Consider the following 25,018-nt stretch of genomic DNA (forward strand, 5'->3'; position numbering starts at 1 on the left):
GTCCCCATCACATCACTGCCATGCAACCCGTCGTCCTCGACATGGACCGCCCTGTCCGCACCCATCGACAACGCCTTGCGCAACGCGTCCTTCGCATCCTCCGGACCCACCGTCACCACGGTCACCTCGGCGTCACCCGCCGCCTCCGCGATCTGCAGCGCCTGCTCCACCGCATACTCGTCCAACTCCGACAGCAGACCATCCACCGCATCCCGATCCGTGGTCAGATCCCCCGCAAAGTGACGATCACCCGTCGCATCGGGCACGTACTTCACTGCGACAACGATCCTCAAGCTCACTTGATGTCCCTCCACACTCTCGGTTTGCTGATTACGGCAGGTTGCGGGCCATGACGATGCGCTGGACCTGGTTGGTGCCCTCGTAGATCTGGGTGATCTTGGCGTCGCGCATCATCCGCTCCACCGGGTAGTCCCGCGTGTACCCGTAACCACCGAGCAGCTGCACCGCGTCCGTGGTGATCTCCATCGCCGCGTCCGACGCGTAGCACTTGGCCGCCGCACCGAAGAACGTCAGGTCCGCGTCCGAACGCTCCGACTTCGCCGCCGCCGCGTAGGTGAGCTGCCGCGCCGCCTCCAGCTTCATCGCCATGTCCGCCAGCATGAACTGGATGCCCTGGAACTCGGCGATCGCCTTGCCGAACTGCTTGCGCTCCTTGACGTAGCCCTTGGCGTAGTCGAGCGCGCCCTGCGCGATGCCGATGGCCTGCGCGGCGATCGTCACCCGCGTGTGGTCCAGGGTGCGCATCGCCGTGGCGAAGCCCGTGCCCTCCGCGCCGATCATCCGGTCCGCGGGGATCCGCACGTTGTCGAAGTACACCTCGCGGGTGGGCGACCCCTTGATGCCCAGCTTCTTCTCCGGGGCTCCGAAGGACACGCCCTCGTCGCCCTTCTCCACCACGAAGGCCGATATGCCCTTGGAGCGCTTCTCCGGGTCGGTCACGGCCATGACGGTGTAGAACTCGCTCACGCCCGCGTTGGTGATCCACCGCTTGACGCCGTTGAGCACCCAGAAGTCCCCGTCGCGCACCGCGCGCGTCTTCATCCCCGCCGCGTCGGAGCCGGCCTCCGGCTCCGACAGGCAGTACGAGAACATCCCCTCGCCACGCGCCAGCGCCCCGAGGTACTTGGCCTTCAGCTCCTGCGAGCCCGACAGCTGCACCGGCAGCGAGCCCAGCTTGTTCACCGCCGGGATCAGGGAGGAGGAGGCGCACACCCGCGCCACCTCCTCGATGACGATCACCGTCGACAGGGCGTCCGCACCCGCGCCACCGAAGGCCTCCGGCACGTGCACCGCGTGCAGGTCGTTCGCCTCCAGCGCGTCCCGCGCCTCCTGGGGGAACCGCCCGAGCTCGTCCACCTCGGCCGCGAACGGCGCGATCTTCGCCTCGGCCAGCGAACGCACCGCGTCCCGGAGCATGTCGTGCTCCTCCGACGTCCGGAAGAGGTCGAAATTGTCACTCACGTCCGTTACTCCAGTCCGCGTCAGCTTCCATGGCATCGAGTACCCTCAATTATGCACACTCAGTGCCATCGATCGACTGACCCCCGGTGTTAGGTTCGCCTCCATGACCACGAAGCCCCCGATGCGGGACGCCCTCGTCGCAGCGGCCTTCCAACTCTTCCTCGAACGCGGCTACGAGGCGACGACGATCGACGACATCGTCGCCCTCGCCGGCGTCGGGCGCCGGTCGTTCTTCCGCTACTTCCCCTCCAAGGAGGACGTGGTCTTCCCCGACCACGAGGGCGCGCTCGCCGACATGACCCGTTTCCTGGAGGCCAGCGCCGACACGGACGACCCCGTGACGCGGGTCTGCGACGCGGCGCGCCTGGTGCTCACCATGTACGCCGAGAACCCGACCTTCTCCGTGCAGCGCTACCGCCTCACCAAGCAGGTGCCCGGGCTGCGGGCGTACGAACTCTCGGTCGTGTGGCGCTACGAGCGCGCGATCGCCGACTACCTCGGGGCCCGCTACGCGGACCGCCCCGACGGCAAGCTCCGGGCCGACGTGATCGCAGCGGCCGTGGTCGCCGCCCACAACAACGGCCTGCGCACATGGCTGCGTTCCGGCGCGGAGGGCGACGCCGGCGCGGCCGTGGACCACGCGATGGAGTTCGTCCGCGCCGCCTGGAACGGGGACGGCGCCGCCCGGCAGGGCACCCCGGAGGCGGAGGACGACGTGGTGATCGTGATCACCAAGCGGCGGACGCCCATGTGGCGGGTCGTCCGGGAGATCGAGGCGGGTCTGACGGAGGAGGGCTCCCCCACGTAAGGCACTCAGTGCCTTTTCAAAGTGCACTCAGTGCCATATCGTGTGCGCCATGAATGACCGGACTCTCGACGCGCACGACGAATCGGTTGACGGCGGGCTGCTGGTCCAGCGCTGCCGTTGGTGCGGCAACACCGCCTTCCAGCGCCTCCTCTGCCCCACCTGCGCCTCCACGGAGCTCGACGAGGTGCGCAGCGACGGCACGGGGGTGATCGTCCGCTCGATGCGGGACGCCTCCCTCGTCGACCTCTCCGAGGGGTTCTCGGTACGGGGCCGGATCGTCGGTGCCTTGCCGATGCAGGTGCGCAGCGGCGCGCGCGTGCGGGTGGCCCGGACGGAGCGCGCCGATGCGGGCGAGCTCGTCTTCGAACTCTGCGAGCCGCCGGTGTCCCCCTACACCTGGTAGTCGCCCCGGCCCCGCGACGCGCCACCGGCCGGGCCCCCGACGGGCCGGTCCCGTGGGTCAGTTGTGCTCGGGGTGCTGGTACTGCCGGGACTGGAGCAGGTACATCTCGCGGAAGTCGCCCGTGCCCGCGCCCGGCCGCATCAGGTCGGCGAAGGCGCCGTGCTCGACGACGCGTCCCCCGTCCAGGACGTAGATCACGTCGGCGTGGCGGACGCTGTGCAGGCGGTGCGTGATCAGGACGACGGTCTGCCCGTCGGCGGCGAGCTCCCGGATGAGGTCGAAGACCCGCTGCTCGGCCTGGGCGTCCAGGGCGCTGGTCGGCTCGTCGACGATGAGGATCCGGGCGTCGCGGTACTGCGCCCGGCTGAGCTGGAGCCGCTGCCACTGGCCGCCGGATATCTCGTGACCGCCCTTGTACCCGCGGCCCAGCAGGGTGTCCCAGCCGCGGGGCAGGCCCGCGACGACCTCGTCGGCGCCGGAGTAACGGGCGGCGGCGTCCAGGCGCTCGTCCGTCAGGAGGGCGTCGGGGCGGCCGATCCCGACGTTGACCCGCGCGGTGAACGGCCAGCGGTAGGCGTCCTGCGAGACCAGGGCGATCCGGTCGGTGATCTGCCGCCGGTCGGCGTCGGCCGCGTCGACGCCGTCCCAGCGGATCCGTCCGGAGTCCGGCGTGTAGAGCCCGCACAGCAGCTTGGCCAGGGTGGTCTTGCCGCTGCCGTTGCGTCCGACGAGGGCGACGACCTGGCCGATGGGGATGGTGACGTCGACCTCGCACAAGGCCGGCGGCCGCACGAGCGGGGTGCCGGGCGCCGCGGCGGCGGTGACCGGGTAGCTGAAGGTCACCTTCTCGAAGCGGACGGCCTCGACCCGCTCCGGCAGGTCGAGCCCGCCGCGCGGGATCACCCGGCGGTCCGCCTCGGCGCACAGCCGCTCCAGGTCGGCGACGAACAGCGCCTCCTCGTGCAGGTAGCCGAGTTGGACGACGAGCCGGTCCAGGGCGGAGGACCCGGTGCGGATGGCGATCACCGCCGTGCCGGCCACGGACAGCCCCATCGCCCCGCTCCACAGCAGCGCGCCCAGTGCGCCGTACGTGGCCGCCGTCGCCACCCCGGTCCACGCCGAGGCGACCAGTCCGGTGCGCGCCGCGAGCCGCGCGAGCCGGGTCTGCTCCCGCTCGCCGTTCTCGGCCATCGCCCTGAAGTGCCCCAGCAGGAACGGCCCGAGGTCGTGGACGCGGACCTCGGGCGCCGCCTGCGTCTCGATCAGCAGGCGTCCCAGCAGCTGCCCGGCGCGGGCGTGCTGCACCCAGTTGTGGAAGGAGATGTACCGGCGGCGGGCGATGGTGAGCGCGCTCCAGGCGCTGGGCAGGGTCATCACCGCCAGCAGCGGGAGCAGCCCGGGGTGCAGGACGGTGAGCACGCCGGCCGCCGCGACCAGCGAGATCAGCGCGTTGACCACCGACGAGCAAAAGTTGATCATCCGCCGGGCCGACGCGGCGCCCCAGGACGCCGAGTCGAGCAGCTTGTGGAACTCGTCGTCCTCCACGGCCGCGAGCTCCACGCGGGCGACGCGCTCCAGGTACATCTCGGTGGCCGCCCGTTCCACGGTCGGCTCCAGCTTGCCGGTGCCGGCCGTGGAGGCCGAGCGCAGCACCGCGCCGGTCAGTGCGGCCGCGGCCACGAGCACCAGCGCCGGGGCGGCGCCCGTGAGCCGCTCGGCGGTCCCGCCGGGCACGAGCAGCCGGGCGAGCACCCAGTTGACGGCGACCAGGCCCACCGCCTGGGCGACGCCGCGGCCCGCCTCGGCCAGCGCCACGACGCGCAGGGCCCGCGGATCGGCCCGGTGGGCCAGACGCACGGTGGTCGCGACGAGCTGCGGGAGCCGCCGGAGCATCGCCCGCAGCCCCAGTTCCAGGAAGGAGCCGTCGTGCTTGTTCCAGCCCATGTCGTACCGCAGCGGCCCGCCGAACAGCAGCCGTTCGGACTCCGACACCTCTTCCGGCGCGAGGACGTCCGGGTTTCCCGGGGCTTCCTGCCGCTTCCGCCTGGTCATGAGCGTCCCCCTCGGCGGCGGCCGCGGCGCCGTGCCGTGGCGGCCTTCCCACAGGGTGCTCCTCACGGCGGCGCCGTGTGGCCCGCTCCCGTCAGTGCGCCCCGTCCCCGCTCCCGGCGGCCCCGTTCCCGCCCCCGTCGGCGCCGCCTTCCGCCCAGGCGCGGTAGGCCTCGACCGCCGTCGGCAGGGTGGGGAAGACGCGCTCCCGGCCCACCGACCCGGTCAGGCCGTACGCGTCCAGGTCGTCCAGCAGGTCCTTCTTGACGCGGGCGAGCGCGAGGACGATGCCGCGGGCGGCGAGTTCGCGGCGCAGGGCGTCCAGGGCGTCCAGGGCGGTGATGTCGACCTCGACGTTGGCCTCGGTGTTGAGGACGAACCACCGCACCGGGTCGTGCTGCCGGTCGACGGAGGCGAGGGCCCGGCGGCGGAAGTCCTCGGCGTTGGCGAAGAAGAGCGGCGAATCGTAGCGGTAGACGAGCAGACCGGGGATCGTGCGGGCCTCCGGGTAGTCGTCCACGTCGTGCATGCCGGCCAGGCCCGGCACCAGGCCTTCGACGGCGTCGTGCGGGCGGGCCACCCGGACCAGCATCTCCGCCACCGACAGGGCGACGGCGACCATGACGCCGTACAGGATGTCCAGGGCGAGCACGCCCACCAGGCACGCGAGGGCCAGCAGCAGCTCGCGGCGGCGGAACGACGCCAGGCGGCGGAAACCGGCGAGGTCGATCAGCCGGCAGGCGGCGAAGACCACGATGGCGCCGAGGACGGTGGAGGGCATCGCGGACAGCGCCGGGTTGAGGAACAGCAGGACGCAGACCACCGCCACCAGCGTCACCAGGGAGTACAGCTGGGTCCGGCTGCCGGCGGAGACGCCGAGCGCGGTACGGCTGGCGCTGCTGCTGACCGGGAAGCCGTGCAGGATGCCCGACCCGAGGTTGGCGGCGCCCAGGGCGAGCAACTCCTGGTTGCTGTCGAGCCGGTCGGCGTCCTGGCCGGCGAAGGCCCGTGCGGTGAGCACGAAGTCGGTGTAGCCCACCAGCAGCACGCCCACCGCGGGCAGCAGCAGGTGGGCCAGGTCGCCGGGGGTGGGCAGGGCCGGCCGGGGCAGTCCGGAGGGGACCTCGCCGATGACCGCGATGCCGTGCCCCTCCAGCCCGAAGACGCCGACGACGACCGTGCCGGCGACCACGGCGAGCAGCGGACCGGGCGCGCGGGGGGCGTACCGCTGGACGAGGAAGAGGAAGAGCAGCGCGGACGCGGCGAAGGCCACCGTCCCCGCGTGCGCCTGCGGCAGGTGCGTCACGAAGGAGACCAGCTGGGGGAAGAACTCCTCTCCCGTGACCGGCACCCCGGTCAGCTTGGGCAGCTGGTCGACGATCATGATGCAGGCCACCCCGGCCAGGTAGCCGACGAGCACCGGGCGCGACAGCAGGTCGGCGACGAAGCCCGCCCGTACCGCCCACGCCACCACGGCCAGCAGGCCGACCACGACGGCGAGCGCCGCGGCGAGCACGGCGTAGCGGCCGGGGTCCCCCGCGGCCAGGGGCGCGACCGCGGTCGCCGTCATCAGCGCGGTGGTGGACTCCGGGCCGACCGACAGCTGCCGGGACGACCCCAGCAGGGCGTACAGCGCGAGCGGGGCGAGGGCGGCCCACAGCCCGGCCACCGGCGGCAGCCCGGCCAGTTCGGCGTACGCCATGACCTGCGGCACCAGGTACGCCGCCACTGTGACGCCGGCGAGCAGGTCGCCGCGCAGCCATGCCCTGCGGTAGCCGGCGAGGGTGGCGAGGCCCGGCAGCAGTCCGCGCCAACCGCGCTTCGCGGCGGACCTCACGGGCGGCGGGGCGGGCGTGGAGACGGCGGACGGCATGGGCCCATCCTCCCCGACGACCCCGTGTTGGGGCCGGTCGGCCCCTCCTCGCGCTCCCGGGTGGCGGAGGACCCTGGAGGTGACGTCGTACCGGACGAGAGGGAGGACGGCGATGACCACCACCACGACGGGCCTGCTCGACGCACTGCCCCCGGAGACCCGCGGACGACTGCTGGAACTCGCGCGCGACGTGTCCTTCCCGGCCCGGGCCCGGATCTTCGAGGAGGGGCACAGGGCCGACCGCTTCTGGATCATCCGCACCGGCTCGGTCGCCCTCGACCTGCACGTGCCCGGCCGGCAGCCCGCCGTGGTCGAGACCCTCGGCCCGGGTGACCTGCTCGGCTGGTCGTGGCTCTTCCCGCCCTACTCCTGGCACCTCGGCGCGCGGGCCCAGAGCCCGGTGCGGGCCGACGAGTTCGACGCCACGGTCATACGGGCGCTGTGCGAGGCCGACGCGGTGTTCGGTCGCGCCGTCGCGCGCCGGGTCGCGCAGATCGTCGCGCACCGGCTGCAGGGGGCCCGCACCCGGCTCCTCGACCTGTACGGTCCGCAGGGCAGCGGCAGCACGGTGCGCTGACGGTCGCGTGGCCCGTTCGGCCCTGTCGTCGCGGGGCCGCCCGGGGGATGATCCGGGAGTGACCGGGGGATCGGGCGGCAGCGGTGGCGGCGGAGCGCGCGGGCGTGTCTTCTTGATCCCTGTGGACGGAGGAACGCCGGCGCGGCGGGTGCGCGGGCCGGGCGGCGCGAGGCCGCGGGATCGGGAAGAGACGCCCTGGGGGCCGGGATGAGTGAGGCACGGGAGTTCACGGAGCGGGCGCCGATCAGGGTGTTCCTGGTCGACGACCACGAGGTGGTACGGCGCGGCTTGCATGATCTGCTCGACGCCGAGCCGGACATCGAGGTCGCCGGGGAGGCCGGCACGGTCGACCACGCCCTGGCGCGCGCCCCGGCACTGCGGCCGGACGTGGCGATCCTCGACGTGCGCCTGCCGGACGGCGACGGCATCGGCGTCTGCCGGGAGCTGCGCTCGCGCATGCCGGGGCTGGCCTGCCTGATGCTGACGTCCTTCGACGACGACGACGCCCTGCTGGACGCGATCATGGCCGGTGCCGCCGGCTACGTGCTGAAGCAGATCAAGGGCTCCGACCTGGTCTCCGCCGTCCGCACGGTGGCGTCGGGCCAGTCGATGCTCGACCCCGCGACCACCGCCCGCCTGATGAACAGCCTGCGCGAGCAGGAGCAGCCGCCGGAGCCGCAGGACGAGGCACTGGCCGGGCTGACCCCGCGCGAGCGGGAGATCCTGGAGCTGATCGGCGAGGGACTGACGAACCGGCAGATCGGGCAGCGGCTGTTCCTGTCCGAGAAGACGGTCAAGAACCACATCTCCCGGATGCTGGGCAAGCTCGGCGTCGAGCGCCGCATCCAGGCCGCCGTGCTCGCCACCCAGCACCAGCCGCCCGGCGGCCCACAGGGTTCCGCCCCCTGAGCCGCCGGGACTCCGCGCGCCCGTGAGCAGCGACCGCTCGGCGTGGGCACCGCCGTTTCCCCGCACCGAGTGGCCACCGTCGCCAAGCACCGGTCCTGCTGGGCAGCGCCCGTGGCCGCCGCCTCACGGCGTTGGCGCGTACCGAGGCGGGGCAGACGTGACCGCCGCGGGCCGTGCTCGCCACCCAGCACCAGCCGTCCCGCGGCCCACAGGGTTCCGCCCCCTGAGCCGCCGGGACTCCGCGCGCCCGTGAGCGGCGGCCCCCACCGCGCGGGCGCCCCCGTTCTCCTGGCGGCCGCGCTCTCGTGTGCGGCCGGCTGTGCGGTCGGCCGGGGACGCGGGGCCCCGCGGGGATGCCCCGGCGGGCCCAGGCGGTAGGGCCGGTCGGCCCTCCCCATGGGGGGTCGCGACGTGCAGGGTGGGAGACGCCGTCGTCCGGAGGGAGCGCGCCATGAATCCCACCACACTCAACGGGGCGACCCTGGAGAAGCTGATCTCCGCCGCCGTGGCGGCCCCTTCGTTCCGCGGGAGCCGGCCCTGGCGGTACCGCCTCGATCCGGAGACCGGCACGTTCCAGGTCCGCGCGGTCCCCGAGCCGGGGGTGCCGGAGTCGGAGGCGGCGGCGCGCGCCCTGCACGTGTCCGTCGGCGCCGCGGTGTTCAACCTGCGGGTCGCGCTGGCCCACTTCGGCTGGGAGCCGACCGTGCAGTTGCTGCCCGTACCCGGCGACACCGACCTGCTCGCCGCCGTGCGCCCGATCGGCCCGCTCCGCGTCGGCGACCGCCCGTACCGGGACCTGTACGACGCGATCTGGCGCCGGCACAGCTGCCGTACGCCGTACTTCGCGCACTGCCCGACCGGGGCGGTCGTGCTGGAGCTGATCGACGCCGCGCACGCGGAGGGCGCGTCACTGACCCTGCCGCGCACCGAGGAGGCCCTGCGGCTGCTGCGGCTGACCGCGGAGGCGGAGCAGCGCGGCACGACGGGCACGGGCCGCGCCGTGGGTTCCGGGGGCCGGGTCCACGAGGACGAGGGGGCCGGAGCGGCCGCCTCCGTCGATCCCGAACGGCGGCCCCTGGTCGCGGCGCTGTGCACGCCCGACGACTCGTGCGCGGACTGGCTGCGGGCGGGGCAGGCGATGGAGCACGTGGTGCTCCTGGCCACGGCGCACACCGTCCACGCGACGCTGCTGCACGAGGCGATGGAGTGGCCTGACCTGCGCGCGGCGATGCGGACCACGGACTGCGGTCCGGGCCTGGTGCAGATGCTCATCCGGTTCGGCGCCACGGCGTTCGGGGCCGGTGCGTCGCGGGTGCCGGCCCACGAGGCCGCGGAGCGGGGCTGATCAGCGCGTACGGCCACCGTCGGACGGCACCCGCCACACCAGGCGGGTGCCGCCAGGGTCAGGCGTCTCGAGCGTCATCGTGCCGCCCAGCTCCTTCGCGCGCCGCTCGAGGTTGGCCAGTCCGCTGCGGCGCCCGTCCTCGGGGACGCCCACGCCGTCGTCGCTGACCGTGAGGGTCAGCGTGCCCGAGCCGACGACCAGGGAGACCTCCGCGGCACCGGCCCTGGCGTGGCGGGCCACGTTCGACAGGGCCTCGGCGAGCACCGCCACCACGTGCTCGGCGACCGCGGCGGGCACATCGGTGTCGATCAGCCCCTCCATGCGCAGCGACGGGGTGAAGCCCAGGGCGGGCACCGCCTCCTCCACGGCCTTCGCCGTCCGCACCCGCAGCCCCTGGCGGCCGGGGCCGATGTCGTGGCTGCGCAGTCCGAAGATCGTCGAGCGGATGATCTTGATCGTCTCGTCCAGGTCGTCCACCGCCCGCAGCAGCCGCTCGCTCGCCTGCGGGTGGTCCACGAACCGCACCGCGCTCTGCAGCGTCATCCCGGTCGCGAACAGCCGCTGGATCGCCAGGTCGTGCAGGTCGCGGGCGATCCTGTCGTGGTCCTCCAGCAGGATCAGCTGCTCGTCCGCCCGCCGGCGCTCGGCCAGCTCCATCGCCAGGGCCGCCGAGCCGGCGAAGCCCAGCAGCGGCGCGGTCTCCGCCTCGGTGAAGGGCGGCTCCCCCTCGGCCCGGGCCAGCAGCAGCGCCCCGCGCACCCCCTGCGGGGTCGCCATCGGCACGGCCACCGCGGGTCCCAGACCGCCGAACCGCGGCGGGCCCGCCACCACCCGTGGATCGCGCTGGATGTCGACGCTGGTCAGCGGCTCGTTCGCGGCCATGGCCGCCCCGGTGAACGACCCCTCGCGGGGCAGCGTCAGCCCCCGGTGGGCGTCGGCGTCGATGCCGGTGGCGAGCGCCATCGTGATCCCGTCGCCGCTCGCGGCCGGCAGGGCCAGCACGCCCAGGTCCGCTCCGAGGATGCTCCGGGCGTGCTCCACGATGAGCTCCAGCACCGCGTTCTCCTCCATGCCCGACAGCAGACCGCCGGTGATCTCCGCGTTCGCCTCCAGCCACCGCTGCCGCGACCTGGCCTCCTCGTACAGCCGGGCGTTGTCGATCGCCACCCCGGCCGCCACCGCCAGGGTGGACAGCACCGTCTCGTCCTCGCCGTCGAACTCCTTGCCGCCCCGTTTCTCCGTCAGGTACAGGTTGCCGAACACCTCGTCGCGGATCCGGATCGGCACCCCCAGGAAGGAGTGCATCGGCGGGTGGTTCGCCGGGAAGCCGTGGGAGGCCGGGTGCTGCGCGATCTCCTCCAGGCGCAGCGGCTGCGGGTGGCGGATCAGCTCGCCCAGGATGCCGTGGCCCGAGGGCAGCGGCCCGATCGCCTTGGTCTGCTCGTCGCTGACGCCCACCGTCAGGAACTGGGCCAGCCGCGCGTCGTCGCCGATCACGCCCAGCGCCCCGTACTCGGCGTCCACCAGCAGGACCGCGGCCTCCACGATCCGCCGCAGCACCTGCGGCAGGTCCAGCTCCCGGCCGACCGACAGCACCGCCTCCAGCAGGCTGTGCACACGGTCCCGCGTCCCCCGCACCGCGTCGATGCGCGATTGCAGCTCGTCCAGCAACTCGTCCAGCTGCAGCCGTGGCAGGCCCTCGGCGTCCTTGCCGCCGTCAGTCCCCACCGGCACCTCCGTCCGCTGTGGCGGCCCTCTTGGGGCCCCCTCTCAAAGTAGCGCCACCCCGGCGGGAGGACGCGCGGAACGGCGTCGCTACTCGTGTCCGCGCTCGCCGGGCGGCACGGCCGCCCAGTGCTCGATCTTCTCGTCGGGCGCGAGCCGGGTCAGCGCCTCGCCGAGCCTGCGGCAGACCTGCTCGATCTCGCGGCGGGTGTGCTCCCGTTCGGTGACGGTCGCCGACAGCAGCAGGGCGGTCAGTGCGGCGGACCCGTTGAAGGCCTGGAGGGTCACCATCTTGGCGAACAGGTCGAGTCCGGCGAACGGGCCGGACCCGTCCGCCGCGGCCTCGATCGCGATGAGCGAGGTGATCAGGGCGCAGGGCGCGGCGCCGGTCAGCTGGAAGCGGAACGCGGCCCAGATCAGCAGCGGGGAGACGAGGAAGAGCAGCCCCGGCGTGCTGTGGGTGGCCACCAACGTGACGAGCGCGGTGCCCGCCACGAGCGCCGCCGCCTCCGCCCAGCGGTACGGCGGGACCCCGCGCGGCGCCCGGACGGTGCGCAGGACGAGCAGCAGCGGCGCGATCACCAGCACGCCCATCGCGTCGCCGGTCCACCAGACCGACCAGGTGGACCAGAAGGCGCCGGCCGGCACGGCACCGGAGGCCACCAGCACGCCGCTGCCGATCGTCGCGCTGATCAGCATCCCGCCGAGCGCGCCGAGGAACACCAGGGCGAGCGCGTCCTGCAGCCGGTCGAGTTCGACGCGGAACCCGACCCTGCGCAGCAGCAGGCAGGCGCACACCGGAGCCAGGGTGTTGCCCGCCACGATCCCCAGCACGGGCAGGAACGACGGCCCGATCGCGATGTTCACGGCGAACGCGCCGATCGCGATGCCCGGCCACAGCCGGATCCCGCCGAGCAGCAGGCCGACCAGGGCGATCCCGGTCGGTGGCCACATCGGGGTGACCTGACCGCGCACCAGTTGCTGCTCCAGGCCGATGCGGGCCCCGCCGTAGTAGGCGGCGGCCATCACCAGGATCCACAGGGCCGTGGCCCGGTGCCGCCGGAGCCCCTCGCCGTGGCCGTCGGCGGTCATCGCGGTGCCGTCCCGCAGGGGCCGCCGTGTCCGAGGACGAGCACGGCGGCGTCGTCGCTGTGCCCGGTGAGGTCGGCCACGGCGATCACCCGGGCGGCCAGTTCGTCGGGGTCGGCGGTGCAGCCGGCGGCGGCCAGATCCGCCACGCGGGCCAGCCCCTCGTCGAGGGGATGGCCGGGTCCCTCCACCACGCCGTCGGTGACCAGCACGAAGGCACCGGTGCCGGCCAGGACGCGGCGGGTCGACGGGTACTTCTCGCCGTCGAGGATGCCCAGCGGCAGGCCGCCCTCGTCGAGCACGACCTCGCAGCGGCCGTCGTCGGTGGCCCACACCGCCGGGACGTGCCCGGCGCGGGCGTCGACCAGTTCGCAGGTCGCGGGGTCGAAGCGGAGGAAGCTGCACGTCACGAAGAGCCCGGAGCCCATGGAGATCAGCAGGTCGTTGGTGCGGGCGAGCACCTCCGCCGGCTCCGTGGTCGCGACGGCGACGGCGCGCAGGCAGGTGCGCACCTGGCCCATGTAGGCGGCGGCCTCGACGTCGTGGCCCTGCACGTCGCCGATCGCGCAGCCGACGCTGCCGTCCGGCATGGGGAACACGTCGTACCAGTCGCCGCCGATGTCGAGCCCGTCACGCGCGGGGGCGTACCGGCCCGCCACGCGCAGCCCTGGGACGGCCGGGAGCGCGGCGCGGAGGGTGTGCCGCTGGAGAGCGGCCGCCAGCTCCACCCGAGCCTGCTGCATCTTGATCCGCTCCAGGATGCGGCCGGTGAGCTGTCCGAGTGTGTTCAACAGCTCCTCGGCGCTGCTGCTGGAGGGAGCGGTGTGACGTCGGGACATGGCACCAACGCTCCGGGGCCTTGGGCACTCGCGCCACTTCTCACCCTACGCCCGCGGCCCCTCCCGCACCCCTGGTCAGAGCCAGCCGCGGCGGGCCGCCTGCCATGCGAGCTGCATGCGGGTCGCGGCGCCGGCCAGTGTCATCATGTGCTGGATGTGGCGCTGGACGGTGCGCCGGCTCAGGCCCATCTGGCTGGCGATGGCCTTGTCCGCGACGCCCGCGACGAGCAGCGACAGCAGCCGGCGGTCGGTCTCGCTCAGCGGGTCGGAGCCGTCCGCGTCGTCGGCGCCGCTCATCGCGCCGGACGCGCTGACGTGCAGCGGTACCGCGTCCTCCCAGTAGCGTTCGAACAGCGCGGTCAGCGCCTCCAGGAGGCTGCTGTCGCGCAGCAGCGCCGCGGTCGGCTCGTTCGGGCTGCCGTGCGGGCCGCCGGGGACCAGGGGGCAGATGGCGATGGTGCGGTCGGCGACCGCGAGCCGCAGCGGCAGATGAGGCACGGAGCGGGCTATCTCCCCGGCCTGGACGCCCTCAACAACGTTGTCAATGGCCCCGTCGTCGTCGAAGAACGCCCGCTCGTACAGGACGCGGTACCGCACACCGCGGGCGAGGGCGTCGTACTCGGCGCGGTTGCTCCCCGAGGGCATGGCGACGTACTGCGCCTTGCAGAACCAGAGCATCTCGTGGCGCGCGTTCTCCTGCATCTGCCGCAGGTGCTGGCGCAGCGCCTGGCTGCCGGTGATGACCTCGATGAGCTGGCCGGCGTCCTGGCGGCGCGCCGTGCTGCGGTAGCTGTCCAGCAGGTCGGTGACCGCCGTGCGGGCCTTGTCGAGGGCGTCGGCCTGGCGTTGCAGACGCGGCAGCAGGGCCACGTCGGGCGGGGTGGCGGCGTAGTGCCGGGGGCGGTTGTCGGTGGGGCTGGCGAGCCCCTTGGTGGCGAGGGAGGCGAGGACGCCCTCCGTCTGCCCGGGCGGGAGGCCCGTCTGCACCGCGACGTCGTCCGCCGAGGCGGTCGCGGTGGTCACCAGAAGCCGGTAGACGGTCTCCTCGACCGCGGTGAGGCCAGCCGCCTCGAGCATGCCGCGTTCCTCCGGGTCCGAACGGGTCCGCACAGCATGCGCACAGGGTGGGCACAAGCCGTACATTTCGTTAAAGGCCGGACTATACCCGGGAAATGTTTCGTGCCAATGGCGCGGCGGGTGCAGGGGCCCACACTCCCCTGCACCCGCCGCTGTGTCAACGGTGACGCCCCACCGTCACCGTCCTCCGGAAGCCCGTGCGCCGCTGTGCAGATACGCGCGGTCCACCGTCTGCCGGACGCTGTTGCCGGCCGCGTCGGTCGCGGTCACGCGCAGCGTCACGTAGGCGTCGCCGCGCACCCGCGACGGACGCTCCACGGTGGCGGTGAAGCCGCCACCCTTGCGGGCCGTGCCGGCCCGGGTCCACGTCCGCCCGTCGTCGTAGGACGTCTCGACCCGCAGGGTCACCCCGCGCGGCGCGGCCATGCCGTCCTGCATCCGCACGTTCAGGCCCAGCTGGTACCGGCGGGCGGGGCCCACCGCGTTGCGGGCGTCGACCGGCACCGCGTAGTCGACCTGCAGCAGGGGCAGCAGCGTCGTGTCGGCGGCGGAACCGGAGCGGAAGGACCACGAGGTGCGGGTGCCGGCGCCGAAGCGCCAGTCGTCCGATACCCGGGTGGTCGCCAGGTCCAGCCGGTACTTTGCGTCGCCGGCCGGCACCTCGATGTCGCCCCACGCGCCCTGGTCGGACTCGGCGATCCGCTTCCCGTCGCGGTAGAGCACCGCGGTGGCGGTGTCGTCCACCGGGACTGCGTCGCCGGCGCGGGCCGCGCCGGTTCCGATGCCGCCACCGAAGCCGTTGCGCTCGTAGAACGAATAGTGGCCGGTGCCGGAGTCGTTGAACTCCGGAACGAAGACGGACAGTGTGTTGCCGTTGCGCACCGACGGCCAGGCCGCGCCGCGCGGAATCGACGGCCGGACCACGGCCCCGAACCAGCGCTCCGTGGCCTTCTGACCGGGCCGGTAGGTGCGCGGCACGTTCTGCATGCCGGCCCCCAGCGGGGTGTCCATGCCGAAGACGACGTTGTGGTGCACGGTGTGGCGCCACAGGGTGTCCCCGCCGGTCACGTACTCCACGCGCTCCTGGCCCGTCGGCACCTCACGGCTGTACTGGTTCCAGGCGGTGTCCTGGTACGGACGCCACCCGAAGCGCTGCTCACTCGCCCACTGCGAGGCGCCGGTACGGGTGTAGGTGCTGCGGACCACGGCGCTCTCGCGCTCGGAGACGGTGTGCACCAGGTTCTTCGGAACGAAGCCCTTGGACACCTGCATCACGTCGTACAGGTACGGGCTGCGCACCGTGCCGGAGAACTCCACCGTGGTGGTGCGCTTCTTGATGCTCTTGAGGATCGCGGTGCCCTCCGCCGTGCCGGCGCGCATGGTGGGCAGGGCCATCCGGTCACCGGTCGGGCTCCACCGGGTCCAGGGGTAGAAGCCTTCCTCCACGACCAGCATCAGCGCCTTGGCCCCGGCCTCCTTGGCCGCCTTGGCGAGCTCCCGGTCGTCGGAGAAGTCCCAGCGGACCACGGCCAGCTTGCCGCGCACACCGGCCTTCTTCAGCTCGGCCGCGGTGCCGGTGCCGGCGTCGACGGCGGTCAGCTTGGCGCCCTTGTCGTCGAAGGCCGGGGACGCGGGCACGTAGTACGGGGTGAAGGCCGACGAGCCGCCGGAGACCTTCGCCCGCAGTTGCGGGGCGACCAGCTGCCAGCGCGAGGCGAACTCGAAGTCGCCGTCGGTGACGCGCGCGGTGGGGCTGACGTAGATCCGCTTGGCGATGTCGAAGAACATCACGCCCTGGATCAGGCCGTTGCCGTCGATCTTCCGGTACGTCTGGTAGCTCAGGATGCCGCGCTGCTCGGCGGGCCGGGGCGTGCGGATCTTCACCTCGGTGACCTTGGAGGCGTCGAGCGTCACCGTGGTGTCCTTGGTGACCTTCACCTCCGGGTTGACCACCTCGCGGAGCTCCTGGCCGTCGGCGGCCCTGTCCAGCGTCCCGAAGCTGAGCTGGTAGGTGCCCTCCTCGACCTCGGCGACGGCGGGCTCGACGCCGCTGTACTGCACGAACCCGTCGGCGCCCCAGATCGTCGGCGCCGCGCCCTCGATGACCTTGCCGTCGCGGTCGCGGGCGACCACGGTCAACTTGTGCTTGGGGGCGTGCACGTTGAGGCCGACGGTGGTGTGGGCGACAACGGTGCCGTCGGCCGCCGCGGCGGTGACGTAGCCGTAGTACTTCCCGCGCGCGGCGTGGGCCGCGTCGGTGCTCAGCGGGACGTCGGCGGTGGCGCCGGGAGCGAGGCTCACGGTGCCGGAGCCGAGGGTGACGACCCCGTCGGGCAGCGCGCGCCCGGTTCCGGTGGACAGCTTGACGGCCAGCTTCAGATCGACCGTCTTGTCACCGGTGTTGGTGTAGCGCACGGTGGCCGCCTGCTGCCGTCCCGCCGTTCCGCCGTTCTCGACCGGGGGCAGCGCGACCGTGCCGGTCGCGGTGATCGGGCCGGTGGCGGTGGCCAGGTCGATGCGACCGCCGCCCTGCTCGGTCACCTTGGTGCCGGGCACCGTGCGCGAAGTGCTGATCAGCGCGTCCTTGATCTGCTGCGCGCCCCAGCCCGAGTGCTGCTGCGCCAGCAGCGCCGCGGCGCCCGCGACGTGCGGAGTCGCCATCGACGTGCCCGAGGCGGCGACGTAGTTCGCGTCGACCGGGTCGCCCATGGTGGTGCCCGCGGCACGGGCGGCCACGATACCCACGCCCGGGGCGGTCACGTCGGGCTTGACGGCGCCGTCGCCGAAGCGCGGGCCGCGGCTGGAGAAGGAGGCGAGGGAGTCGTCCCGGTCGACGGCGCCGACGGTCAGCGCCGCGTCGGCCGCGCCCGGCGATCCGACGGTGGACGGCCCCGGGCCGGCGTTGCCCGCGGCGATGACGAACAGCGTGTCCGTCGACGCGGTCAGGGTGTTGACGGCCTGGCTCATCGGGTCGGTGCCGTCGGTCTGGATGTCCGCACCGAGGCTCATGTTGACGACCTTGGCGTGCTCGCCCGCCGCCCACTCCATACCGTCGATGACCTGCGACTCCGAGCCCGAGCCGTCGTCGCCGAGCACCTTGCCGACCAGCAGGTCGGCCTTGGGCGCCACACCCCGCCGGGTTCCCGACGACGCCGCGCCGGTGCCGCCGACGATGGAGGCGACGTGCGTGCCGTGCCCGAAGTGGTCGACCGTGTTGCCGCTGCCGGAGAAGTCCTCGGCCTCGGCGATGCGCCCCGCCAGGTCGGGGTGGTTCGCGTCGACACCGGTGTCCAGCACCGCGACCTTCACACCCTGGCCCTCGTACCCGGCCTTCCACGCGACGGGCGCGTTGATCTGCGCGGTGCTGCGGTCCAGCACCGCCTTGACCTTGCCGTCCAGCGAGACCCGCGGGGTCACCGCGGCCCGGGCGGCGTCCGAGGTCCCACCGGGGTTCAGCGTCTTCCAGAAGGCGCCGAGTTCGTCGCCGTCCACCCGGAGGGAGCGGGCGTCGATGCTCTCCAGGGTGCGCGCGGACGTCTTGTCCGCGCGGAACGCCACCAGCCGGTCGGCGGTGGCCCCGGCGGTCTTCGCCGCCTGCGACGCCACGCGGGCCCCGTCCCGTGACGGCTCGGGCCGTGAGGAGACGATCAGCGGGAGCGTGGAGGTGTGCGCCTCGTCGTATCCGGCGGCGATCAGTGCCGTCACGTTGAACAGCCGGCGGTCAAGGGTGCCCGCGGACACCAGCGCCTCGGCGTCGAACGGCACGACGGTCAACGACTTGTCGTCGGCTTCCAGCGTGCGGAAGGGGATGCGTTCGCGGCCAGGTCCGGGCTGGACCGAGGCGGTGCTCCGCCCACCGGGCAGCGACGTCACCGTCACCCGGTCACCGGTCACCAGCCGGACGGTGGTGGAGGACGTCCCGTCACGGTCGGCGGATCGCGCCGGGCCGTCCGGGGTGGTCCCTGCGGAGGCGGTCATCGTGCCTCCGAGCGTCACCACCAGCACTGTCGATATCGCCGCCGTGAGGCGGAACCATGCCATCAGCCAAACACCTTTCGTACAGCTCCGGGTCACGCGCTGTCCGACAGAATCTGCCGATGCCGGGGAGGTGTCACCGGGTATCAGCTGTCACAGCTGGGACATGTCCCAACGGCGACACGGCACGGTCCGGGCAACCTGCGACGACCCCCGCCAGTGCACGGCGAACCACCCGGTGACGGTACGAACCAGCCCCAAAGGGCCGCCCGTCACCGGTGCCCCGTGGCCGGGTACCCGGCAGGGCGCGGCGCGCCGGAGGGGGTGGCCGGGCCCGGATACGGACGGCCCTCGACGATCCCGTGGGACCGCCGGGCGCCGGGCGCCGGGCACGACGGCCGCCGGGGCCGGGCCGGTCGTGATCCCCTTCGACGACGAGGACGAGGACGAGGGTGTCCGCATCACCGGCGGGTCCCCACCGGCACCTTCCACGTGCACCCTTCGGCGGCTTCAAGGCGAGCGGGACCGGCCGCGAGTTGGACGCGGCGGAGCCGGCCCACCACACCGACCTGAAGGCCGTCGCAGTCCGACCCGCGCCGGGGCTCCCCCGCTACTCAGCCGCCGGAGGAGGACTCCGCCAGCGCGCCCTCCACCGCCTCGACGGCCTCCTCCGCGGAGGCCGCCCGCAGGAACGTCTCCCCGGCCGGGGGCCCGTGCACGTCCCAGCCGTCGACCACGACGACGGGCTTGCCGGTCCGCAGGGCGAGCGCCACCTCGCTCAGGGTGCCCCAGCTGCCGCCGACCGCCACCACGGCGTCGGCGGCGGCGACGACCAGGCCGTTGCGGAGCTCGCCGAGGCCGGTGGCGATCGCCACCGAGAGGGACGGGTCACCCGCCCGGCGGTCCCGGCCCGGGAGGAGTCCGACGGTGGTCCCGCCGTACGCGCGGGCTCCCTCGGACGCGGCGCCCATCACCCCGCCGAGGCCGCCGCAGACGACGACGGCGCCGCGCCGGGCAAGGAGTTCGCCGACCCTGCGGGCGACCTCGCGCTCCGGCTCCCCGGCATCGGCGGGCCCCACCACGGCGACGTAACGGCTCGTCATGACCCCTCCCCCGGCGTCCCGCTCCGATTGACACGACAGACAATCAGGATATTCGCTGCAGGTGTGACCTCGTACGCCCTCACCCTCCGACGCGTGTCCCTCGCCCTGCTGGCCACGACACTGGCCCTGGCCGCCTGCGAGGGGGCGCCGTCCGCCCCGGAGTCCATGGTCGCCACAGGGCGCGCGGCGGCCACCGCCACCCCGAAGGCGTCCTGCGTCGACCGGGTCCTGGCCGCGATGAACGACACCCAGCGCGTCGGGCAGCTCTTCATGGGCGCGGCCCAGCTGCCCTCGCCGCCGAAAGCGGACCAGGACGCGATGCGGTCGTACGCCGTCGGGTCCGTGTTCCTCGCGGGCCGCAGCACGGCCGGCGTGACGAAGACCCGGACCCTGGTGGACGGGCTGCAGAAGTCGCTCGGGCAGACGGTGGCCGGGCAGCGGGTCGGCCTGCTGGTCTCCACGGACCAGGAGGGCGGCCAGGTGCAGGTCCTCAAGGGCCCCGGCTTCTCCACCATCCCCAGCGGGAAGACGCAGGGCACCTGGTCCACGGCCACGCTGCGCTCGCGCGCGGAGGGCTGGGCGAAGGAGCTGAAGAAGGCGGGCGTCAACGTCAACCTGGCCCCCGTCGCCGACATCGTCCCGACCTCGATCGGCACCGCGAACGCCCCCATCGGCCGCTACGGACGCCAGTTCGGCGCGACGTCCGGCGTGGTGTCCCCGCACGTCACGGCGTACGTCCAGGGCTCGAAGACGGCCGGGGTGCTGACCACGCCCAAGCACTTCCCGGGCCTCGGCAGCGTCAAGGGCAACACGGACACGACCGCCTCGGTGACGGACACGACGCTGACCCGCACGGGCAGCAACATCGCCCCCTTCCGCGCGGGCATCTCCGCGGGCGCGGGGCTGGTGATGGTCTCCCTGGCGACGTACAAGCGCATCGACCCCAAGCACAAGGCCGTGTTCTCCTCGCTGATCGTCGATCAGACCCTCCGCCACGACCTGGGCTTCAAGGGCGTCATCATCTCCGACGACCTCGGCAAGGCCGCCTCCGCCCAGTCCGTCGCCCTCGGCCAGCGCGCCCTGTCCTTCCTCCGCGCCGGCGGCGACCTCACCCTCACCGTCTCCCCCAAGGGCATCCCCACGATGGCCGAGGGCATCCGCTACGCCATGCGCCACGACCCGAAGGTGCGGACGCTGGTCGCGAACAGCGTGCGCCGCGTGCTCACCGCCAAGCAGGCCGCGGGCGTGCTGCGCTGCACGACCTGACGCCGCGGCGCCGGGCCCGGGCCGCAGGTCAGCCGGCCTCGATCCGCGCCGCCGGCGCGGAGAGCATCGAGGTCAGCTCCCGAGCGGATACCACGGTGTTCTCGAACTGGCCGTACTTGTCGCAGAGCTCGAACGCGCCGTCGTCGCGTCTGCGCACGAACGCCGTCGTGGTGTTCACCGGCGAGCCGGGAGAGTCCCCGGACACCACCCGCTCCACCGCCTCCAGGAACAGCCGGACGCTGTGGGCCCGCTTGCCGAACGAGATCGCCGGCGTCTCCACCGCCGACAGCAGGTTCTCGTCCGCCGGCGGTGTACGCGTGGGCTTCCAGAAGCCGTCGCTACGGTTGAAGTCCCAAACGGCGGCGTCACCTTCGGTCACGGGCCCGGACTCCTTCGAGAGGGGAACGGTGACGGTACGTGAGGTCCGCCGCCGGATGTCCGGGGACCGTAGCACCCGGGGACGGGGCCGGATCGCCACCCGGGGGAACGGCCGGGATGGCGGGCCGGGGCCGTGGGGTGGCACTGTCGGAACATGGAGCACCTCTCCCGCAGGCACGTCGCACAGCGCTGGCTCGCCCGTCTGGCCCTGGCCGCGGCGGGGGCGGCCGTGGCGCTGCCGCTGGTGGTCGCGGGGCTGCGCAGCATCGCGCTGGTGGGAGCCGCGCTGGGCGGCACCGCGGTGACGGCGGCGGGGGCGTGGTGGGTGCTGACCCGCCGCGGTGTGGTGCGGGCGCTGGCCGTGGTGCTGACCGTGGTGACCCCGCTGGCCGTCCTCGCCTTCTACGACCGGGCCAATCTGCTGTGGGTCGTGGTCACCTCGCTGGCGCTGTGGGCGCTGGCCGTCGCCGCCGGGCGCAACGCGGTACGCGCCACCCGGGCCCATGAGGCACGGCTGCGGGAGCGGATCGCGGCCCGGCCGCGGCGACCGTTCCTGATCATGAACCCGCGCTCCGGCGGCGGCAAGGTCGGAGCCTTCGGGCTGAAGGAGAAGGCGGAGGCGCTCGGTGCCCGGGTCGTGCTGCTCGACCCCGACCACCCGCAGGACGTCGCGGAGCTGGCCCGGCGGGCGGCCGACGAGGGCGCCGACCTGCTCGGCGTGGCCGGCGGGGACGGCACGCAGGCGCTGGTGGCCGGGGTGGCCGCCGAACGGGGACTGCCGTTCCTGGTGATCTGCGCGGGCACCCGCAACCACTTCGCCATGGACCTGGGTCTGGACCGCGCCGACCCCGCGGCCTGCCTGGACGCGCTCAGGGACGGCGTGGAGCTGCGGGTCGACCTCGGCTACGTGGGCGACCGGCCCTTCGTCAACAACGTGTCGTTCGGCGCCTACGCGGCCGTCGTGCAGAGTCCCGCGTACCGGGACGACAAGGTCGGCACCATCCTGGAGCTCCTGCCCGACCTGCTCACCCATCGCGCCGGGCCCCGGCTGACGGCCACGGCCGGGGACACCGTCATCGACGAGCCGCAGGCCGTGCTGGTGAGCAACAACCCGTACCGGACCGACGACCCGGCCGGGCTCGGCCGGCGGGACCGTCTCGACACCGGTCTGCTGGGGGTGCTCGGCGTCAAGGTCGACAACGCGGCCCAGGCCGCGGGGCTGCTGATGGGCCCGCGGGTCGCCGCCGGGCTCACCGTGGCGACGGCGCGGGAGGTGGTGACCACGGCCGACGCCGACGAGATCGATGCGGGCGTGGACGGCGAGGCCCTCGTGCTGCCCACCCCCGTGCGCTGCCGCATCCGCCCCGGCGCGCTGCGGGTCCGGGTGCCCCGCGGCCGCCCGGGGGTGCCGGCCACGGGCGTGCGCACGGACTGGCGGCGGCTGCGCAAGCTCGCGCTGACCATGGGCCGCACCGCGGCCGGACGCCCGGACCGGCCCAACGCCTGATCAGGCCGGTGGCCCGGCGACGCGGAGACCCGCGCCAGCGCCGGTGCTCCCGGGCCAGGGACCGGTCCCGTCCCCGTACGCACGTGCGCGCGGATCAGCGGCCGGGCAGCCGAAACCAGCACCTCACCGGCCGCACCGCGACCGGAGCCCCGGACCGGCCGGGTTGACCCAGCACCTGATCAGGCCGGTGGCCCGGCGACGCGGAGACCCGCGCCGCCACCGGCCGCCCGGACGGGCTCAGCGCCTGATCAGGCTGAAGTCGCGGACCCCAACCCGGGCTGGAGCACGACCCGTCGGCGCCGCTGCTCCCGAGCCCGGGCCCGGTCCCGTCCCCGCGCATCTGCGCGCGGATCAGCGGCCGGGCAGCCGAAACCAGCGCCGCACCGCAACCCGGCCCGGGCCGGCCCCCGGCCGGGCCGGCTCAGCGCCTGATCAGGCTGGAGTCCCTGACCACCAGCTCCGGCTGGAGCACGACCCGGCGATGCTGGTGCTCCCGGGCCTGCGGCCCGGTCTCCTCCAGCAGCATCCCGGCGGCCAGCGCGCCCATGTTCGTGGCGGGCTGCCGCACGGAGGTGAGCGGCACGGCCGCCGCGGCCGCGAACTCGATGTCGTCGTAGCCGACGATGGCCATCTCGCCGGGGACGTCCACCCCCGCCGCGTACAGCGCCTGCAGCACCCCGAGGGCGAGCAGGTCGTTGGCGCAGAACACGGCGGTCGGCCGCTCCGGGAGGCCGAGCAGCCGGTGGCCGGCGTCCCGTCCGGCCGCGACGTCCAGCCGCTCGGTGGGCAGTTCGCGCAGGGTCTCCGGTGGCAGTCCGGCCTCCGCCAGGGCGGCGAGCGCCCCCGCGCGCCGGTCCCGGACCTGCTGCAGGTGCCCGGGGCCGGAGACGTACGCGATCCTCCGGTGCCCGGCGGCCGCCAGGTGGCCGACGGCCATCCGGCCGCCGGCCACGTCGTCCACCGACACCGAGCACTCGGCGGTGCCCGCCGCGACCCGGTCGACGAGGACGAAGGGGATGCGGTGCCGCCGGAACGCGGCGAGGTTGCCGCCGTCGGCGTCGGCCGGCGTCACCAGCACCCCGCGCACCCGCTGCTCCGCGAAGAGCGACAGGTACGCGGCCTCCTCCTGCGGGTTCTCCGCGCTGTTGCAGACCATCACGCCGAGCCCCGCCGCCCGGGCCGCCCGTTCCGCGCCGCGTGCCACGTCGACGAAGAACGGGTTGCCCATGTCGAGCACGAGCAGGGCCATGATCCTGCTGCGGCCCGCCCGCAACTGCCGGGCGGACTCGCTGCGTACGTACCCCAGCCGGGCGATGGCGCGCTGCACACGGACCCGGGTGGCCTCGGGGACCGCGTCCGGCCGGTTGATCACATTGGAGACCGTGCCCACGGACACCCCCGCCTCACGGGCGACGTCCTTGATCCCCACCGTGCGGCCCTTCTCCGCCACGCCCCGGCTCTCAGAACTTGAACTGGTCGATGTTGTCCTTGGTGAACACGGTCGGCTTGCCGAGCACCACCACGCCGTCCTTGCCGATGGTGTAGCTGCCCATGTCACCGGCCTTGAAGGTCTGGCCCTCCGCACCGGAGATCTGGCCGGAGGACAGGGCGACCGCGGCGTACGAGGCGAGCGAGCCCAGCTTGGCCGGGTCCCACAGCTCGAAGGCCTCGACGGTGCCGTTCTTGACGTAGGCGCGCATGTCGTTGGGCGTGCCGAGGCCGGTCAGCTTGACCTTGCCCTTGTACTTGGACCCCGCCAGGTACTGGGCGGCCGCCTTGATGCCCACCGTGGTCGGGGAGATGATGCCCTTCAGGTTGGGGTACTGCTGGAGCAGGCCCTGGGTCTGCTGGAAGGACTGCTGGGCGTCGTCGTTGCCGTAGGCGACCTTGACCAGCTTGACGTCCTTGTACTTGGGGTCCTTGAGCTCGTCCTTCATGAAGTCGATCCAGGTGTTCTGGTTCGTGGCGGTCTGCGCCGCCGAGAGGATCGCGATCTCGCCCTTGTAGCCGATCTGCTCGGCCAGCAGCTGCACCTCGGTGCGGCCCAGGTCCTCGGAGCTGGCCTGCGACACGAACAGGTCGCGGCACTCCGGCTTGGTGTCCGAGTCGTAGGTGACGACCTTGATGCCGTTCTTGCGGGCCTGGTTCAGCGAGGTGCACAGCGCGCCCGGGTCCTGCGCGGAGACGGCGATCGCGTCGACCTGCTGCTGGGTCAGGGTGTTGACGTAGCTCACCTGGCCGGCGGTGTCGGTGCCGCTGCTGGTGCCGACCTCCTTGTAGGTGGAGCCCAGCGTGTCCAGGGCCTGCTTGCCGCCGCCGTCGGCGATGGTGAAGTACGGGTTGTTGACCTGCTTGGGCAGGAAGGCGACGGTCAGGCCCTTCTTGGTCGCCGCGTTGGGGTCGGCCGACGCGGTCGCCTTGGCTCCGCCGCCGCTGTCCTTGGAGGAGTTCTTGGTGGTGCCGCCGCAGGCCGTGGCGCCGAGCGCGACGGCCGCGGTCACGGCGACGACGACGGTGGCACGACGGGTGAGGGTTCTGCTGGACATGGTGATCCTTTCGCCTCCGGAGCGGGTGCCGGAGTGAGGACGGGACGGGGTGCGGGTGGTGGTGCGG

General features: G+C 73.5%; 20 protein-coding genes. 7 read left to right on the top strand and 13 right to left on the bottom strand.

Annotation, left to right across the window (positions count from 1 at the left end; all coding sequences use genetic code 11):
• Together ACFV3E_RS14675 and ACFV3E_RS14680 are read right to left on the bottom strand one after the other, a co-directional pair.
• Positions 1 to 299, bottom strand: a 299-nt coding sequence (locus ACFV3E_RS14675; RefSeq protein ID WP_500535031.1) for an electron transfer flavoprotein subunit beta/FixA family protein, incomplete at its 3' end; no start/stop codon positions are given.
• A 31-nt stretch (positions 300 to 330) separates the two neighbouring features.
• On the bottom strand, positions 331 to 1,482 hold the full coding sequence (locus tag ACFV3E_RS14680) for an acyl-CoA dehydrogenase family protein (protein WP_500338950.1): 1,152 nt from the start codon (positions 1,480 to 1,482) through the stop codon (positions 331 to 333).
• A gap of 103 nt (positions 1,483 to 1,585) precedes the next feature.
• On the opposite strand from ACFV3E_RS14680, the gene ACFV3E_RS14685 reads away from it, so the two are divergent.
• Positions 1,586 to 2,290: a TetR family transcriptional regulator gene (locus ACFV3E_RS14685; protein ID WP_500364980.1), complete on the top strand. Its 705-nt coding sequence runs from the start codon at positions 1,586 to 1,588 to the stop codon at positions 2,288 to 2,290.
• A gap of 49 nt (positions 2,291 to 2,339) precedes the next feature.
• Positions 2,340 to 2,693 (top strand): Zn-ribbon domain-containing OB-fold protein, encoded by a 354-nt coding sequence (locus tag ACFV3E_RS14690; RefSeq protein ID WP_500321518.1) that lies wholly within the window; start codon positions 2,340 to 2,342, stop codon positions 2,691 to 2,693.
• Positions 2,694 to 2,750: 57 nt separating this feature from the next.
• On the opposite strand, the gene ACFV3E_RS14695 is transcribed toward ACFV3E_RS14690, so the two are convergent.
• Together ACFV3E_RS14695 and ACFV3E_RS14700 are read right to left on the bottom strand one after the other, a co-directional pair.
• Positions 2,751 to 4,745, bottom strand: a complete 1,995-nt coding sequence (locus tag ACFV3E_RS14695) for an ABC transporter ATP-binding protein (protein ID WP_500535032.1) — start codon at positions 4,743 to 4,745, stop codon at positions 2,751 to 2,753.
• A 91-nt stretch (positions 4,746 to 4,836) separates the two neighbouring features.
• On the bottom strand, positions 4,837 to 6,615 hold the full coding sequence (locus ACFV3E_RS14700; protein WP_500535034.1) for a SulP family inorganic anion transporter: 1,779 nt from the start codon (positions 6,613 to 6,615) through the stop codon (positions 4,837 to 4,839).
• Positions 6,616 to 6,727: 112 nt separating this feature from the next.
• Here ACFV3E_RS14700 and ACFV3E_RS14705 point away from each other — a divergent pair, with 112 nt between their 5' ends.
• The 3 genes from ACFV3E_RS14705 (at position 6,728) to ACFV3E_RS14715 (ending at position 9,446) form a co-directional block, all read left to right on the top strand.
• Positions 6,728 to 7,192 (top strand): cyclic nucleotide-binding domain-containing protein, encoded by a 465-nt coding sequence (locus ACFV3E_RS14705; protein WP_500535035.1) that lies wholly within the window; start codon positions 6,728 to 6,730, stop codon positions 7,190 to 7,192.
• A 207-nt stretch (positions 7,193 to 7,399) separates the two neighbouring features.
• The gene (locus ACFV3E_RS14710; protein ID WP_500535036.1) at positions 7,400 to 8,101 is read left to right on the top strand and encodes a response regulator; all 702 of its coding nucleotides are present in this window, start codon (positions 7,400 to 7,402) and stop codon (positions 8,099 to 8,101) included.
• Positions 8,102 to 8,552: 451 nt separating this feature from the next.
• The gene (locus ACFV3E_RS14715) at positions 8,553 to 9,446 is read left to right on the top strand and encodes a hypothetical protein (protein WP_500535037.1); all 894 of its coding nucleotides are present in this window, start codon (positions 8,553 to 8,555) and stop codon (positions 9,444 to 9,446) included.
• Here the strand turns inward: ACFV3E_RS14715 and ACFV3E_RS14720 are convergent, their stop codons facing one another.
• From ACFV3E_RS14720 to ACFV3E_RS14745, 6 genes are all read right to left on the bottom strand, one after another.
• Positions 9,447 to 11,174: a sensor histidine kinase gene (locus tag ACFV3E_RS14720; RefSeq protein ID WP_500535038.1), complete on the bottom strand. Its 1,728-nt coding sequence runs from the start codon at positions 11,172 to 11,174 to the stop codon at positions 9,447 to 9,449.
• A gap of 87 nt (positions 11,175 to 11,261) precedes the next feature.
• Positions 11,262 to 12,263 carry an MASE1 domain-containing protein gene (locus tag ACFV3E_RS14725; protein WP_500535039.1) on the bottom strand — a complete coding sequence of 334 codons (1,002 nt, stop codon included), beginning with the start codon at positions 12,261 to 12,263 and terminating at the stop codon, positions 11,262 to 11,264.
• On the bottom strand, positions 12,260 to 13,099 hold the full coding sequence (locus ACFV3E_RS14730; protein WP_500535040.1) for a PP2C family protein-serine/threonine phosphatase: 840 nt from the start codon (positions 13,097 to 13,099) through the stop codon (positions 12,260 to 12,262). The genes ACFV3E_RS14725 and ACFV3E_RS14730 overlap by 4 nt, the downstream gene beginning before the upstream one ends.
• A gap of 75 nt (positions 13,100 to 13,174) precedes the next feature.
• Positions 13,175 to 14,176, bottom strand: coding sequence for a helix-turn-helix domain-containing protein (locus tag ACFV3E_RS14735; RefSeq protein ID WP_499514870.1), 1,002 nt, complete (start codon positions 14,174 to 14,176; stop codon positions 13,175 to 13,177).
• Between the two features lie 177 nt (positions 14,177 to 14,353).
• Positions 14,354 to 18,217 carry a S8 family serine peptidase gene (locus ACFV3E_RS14740; RefSeq protein ID WP_500535041.1) on the bottom strand — a complete coding sequence of 1,288 codons (3,864 nt, stop codon included), beginning with the start codon at positions 18,215 to 18,217 and terminating at the stop codon, positions 14,354 to 14,356.
• 548 nt (positions 18,218 to 18,765) lie between these two features.
• On the bottom strand, positions 18,766 to 19,254 hold the full coding sequence (locus ACFV3E_RS14745; RefSeq protein ID WP_500535042.1) for a TIGR00725 family protein: 489 nt from the start codon (positions 19,252 to 19,254) through the stop codon (positions 18,766 to 18,768).
• A gap of 63 nt (positions 19,255 to 19,317) precedes the next feature.
• Between ACFV3E_RS14745 and ACFV3E_RS14750 the strand changes: the two genes are divergently transcribed.
• Positions 19,318 to 20,520 carry a glycoside hydrolase family 3 N-terminal domain-containing protein gene (locus ACFV3E_RS14750; protein WP_500535043.1) on the top strand — a complete coding sequence of 401 codons (1,203 nt, stop codon included), beginning with the start codon at positions 19,318 to 19,320 and terminating at the stop codon, positions 20,518 to 20,520.
• A gap of 28 nt (positions 20,521 to 20,548) precedes the next feature.
• Here the strand turns inward: ACFV3E_RS14750 and ACFV3E_RS14755 are convergent, their stop codons facing one another.
• On the bottom strand, positions 20,549 to 20,899 hold the full coding sequence (locus tag ACFV3E_RS14755) for a hypothetical protein (protein ID WP_500535044.1): 351 nt from the start codon (positions 20,897 to 20,899) through the stop codon (positions 20,549 to 20,551).
• Positions 20,900 to 21,052: 153 nt separating this feature from the next.
• Between ACFV3E_RS14755 and ACFV3E_RS14760 the strand changes: the two genes are divergently transcribed.
• Positions 21,053 to 22,405 (top strand): diacylglycerol/lipid kinase family protein, encoded by a 1,353-nt coding sequence (locus tag ACFV3E_RS14760; protein WP_500535045.1) that lies wholly within the window; start codon positions 21,053 to 21,055, stop codon positions 22,403 to 22,405.
• Positions 22,406 to 22,826: 421 nt separating this feature from the next.
• Here ACFV3E_RS14760 and ACFV3E_RS14765 read toward each other — a convergent pair whose 3' ends face one another.
• Together ACFV3E_RS14765 and rhaS are read right to left on the bottom strand one after the other, a co-directional pair.
• Positions 22,827 to 23,855 (bottom strand): LacI family DNA-binding transcriptional regulator, encoded by a 1,029-nt coding sequence (locus tag ACFV3E_RS14765; protein ID WP_500365015.1) that lies wholly within the window; start codon positions 23,853 to 23,855, stop codon positions 22,827 to 22,829.
• Between the two features lie 10 nt (positions 23,856 to 23,865).
• Positions 23,866 to 24,951: a rhamnose ABC transporter substrate-binding protein gene (rhaS, locus tag ACFV3E_RS14770; protein WP_500365017.1), complete on the bottom strand. Its 1,086-nt coding sequence runs from the start codon at positions 24,949 to 24,951 to the stop codon at positions 23,866 to 23,868.
• Positions 24,952 to 25,018 lie beyond the last annotated feature (67 nt).

Origin of the sequence: Streptomyces sp. NPDC059718 (assembly GCF_042733315.1) — a bacterium.
Taxonomy (GTDB): Bacteria; Actinomycetota; Actinomycetes; order Streptomycetales; family Streptomycetaceae; genus Actinacidiphila.

Bases quoted from the DNA above. Each gene is read 5' to 3' on its own strand.
- ACFV3E_RS14695 (WP_500535032.1), bottom strand. From the start codon at position 4,745: ATGACCAGGCGGAAGCGGCAGGAAGCCCCGGGAAACCCGGACGTCCTC.
- ACFV3E_RS14710 (WP_500535036.1), top strand. From the start codon at position 7,400: ATGAGTGAGGCACGGGAGTTCACGGAGCGGGCGCCGATCAGGGTGTTC.
- rhaS (WP_500365017.1), bottom strand. From the start codon at position 24,951: ATGTCCAGCAGAACCCTCACCCGTCGTGCCACCGTCGTCGTCGCCGTG.
- ACFV3E_RS14690 (WP_500321518.1), top strand. From the start codon at position 2,340: ATGAATGACCGGACTCTCGACGCGCACGACGAATCGGTTGACGGCGGG.
- ACFV3E_RS14745 (WP_500535042.1), bottom strand. From the start codon at position 19,254: ATGACGAGCCGTTACGTCGCCGTGGTGGGGCCCGCCGATGCCGGGGAG.
- ACFV3E_RS14715 (WP_500535037.1), top strand. From the start codon at position 8,553: ATGAATCCCACCACACTCAACGGGGCGACCCTGGAGAAGCTGATCTCC.
- ACFV3E_RS14735 (WP_499514870.1), bottom strand. From the start codon at position 14,176: ATGCTCGAGGCGGCTGGCCTCACCGCGGTCGAGGAGACCGTCTACCGG.
- ACFV3E_RS14700 (WP_500535034.1), bottom strand. From the start codon at position 6,615: ATGCCGTCCGCCGTCTCCACGCCCGCCCCGCCGCCCGTGAGGTCCGCC.
- ACFV3E_RS14760 (WP_500535045.1), top strand. From the start codon at position 21,053: ATGGAGCACCTCTCCCGCAGGCACGTCGCACAGCGCTGGCTCGCCCGT.
- ACFV3E_RS14740 (WP_500535041.1), bottom strand. From the start codon at position 18,217: ATGGCATGGTTCCGCCTCACGGCGGCGATATCGACAGTGCTGGTGGTG.
- ACFV3E_RS14730 (WP_500535040.1), bottom strand. From the start codon at position 13,099: ATGTCCCGACGTCACACCGCTCCCTCCAGCAGCAGCGCCGAGGAGCTG.
- ACFV3E_RS14705 (WP_500535035.1), top strand. From the start codon at position 6,728: ATGACCACCACCACGACGGGCCTGCTCGACGCACTGCCCCCGGAGACC.
- ACFV3E_RS14725 (WP_500535039.1), bottom strand. From the start codon at position 12,263: ATGACCGCCGACGGCCACGGCGAGGGGCTCCGGCGGCACCGGGCCACG.
- ACFV3E_RS14685 (WP_500364980.1), top strand. From the start codon at position 1,586: ATGACCACGAAGCCCCCGATGCGGGACGCCCTCGTCGCAGCGGCCTTC.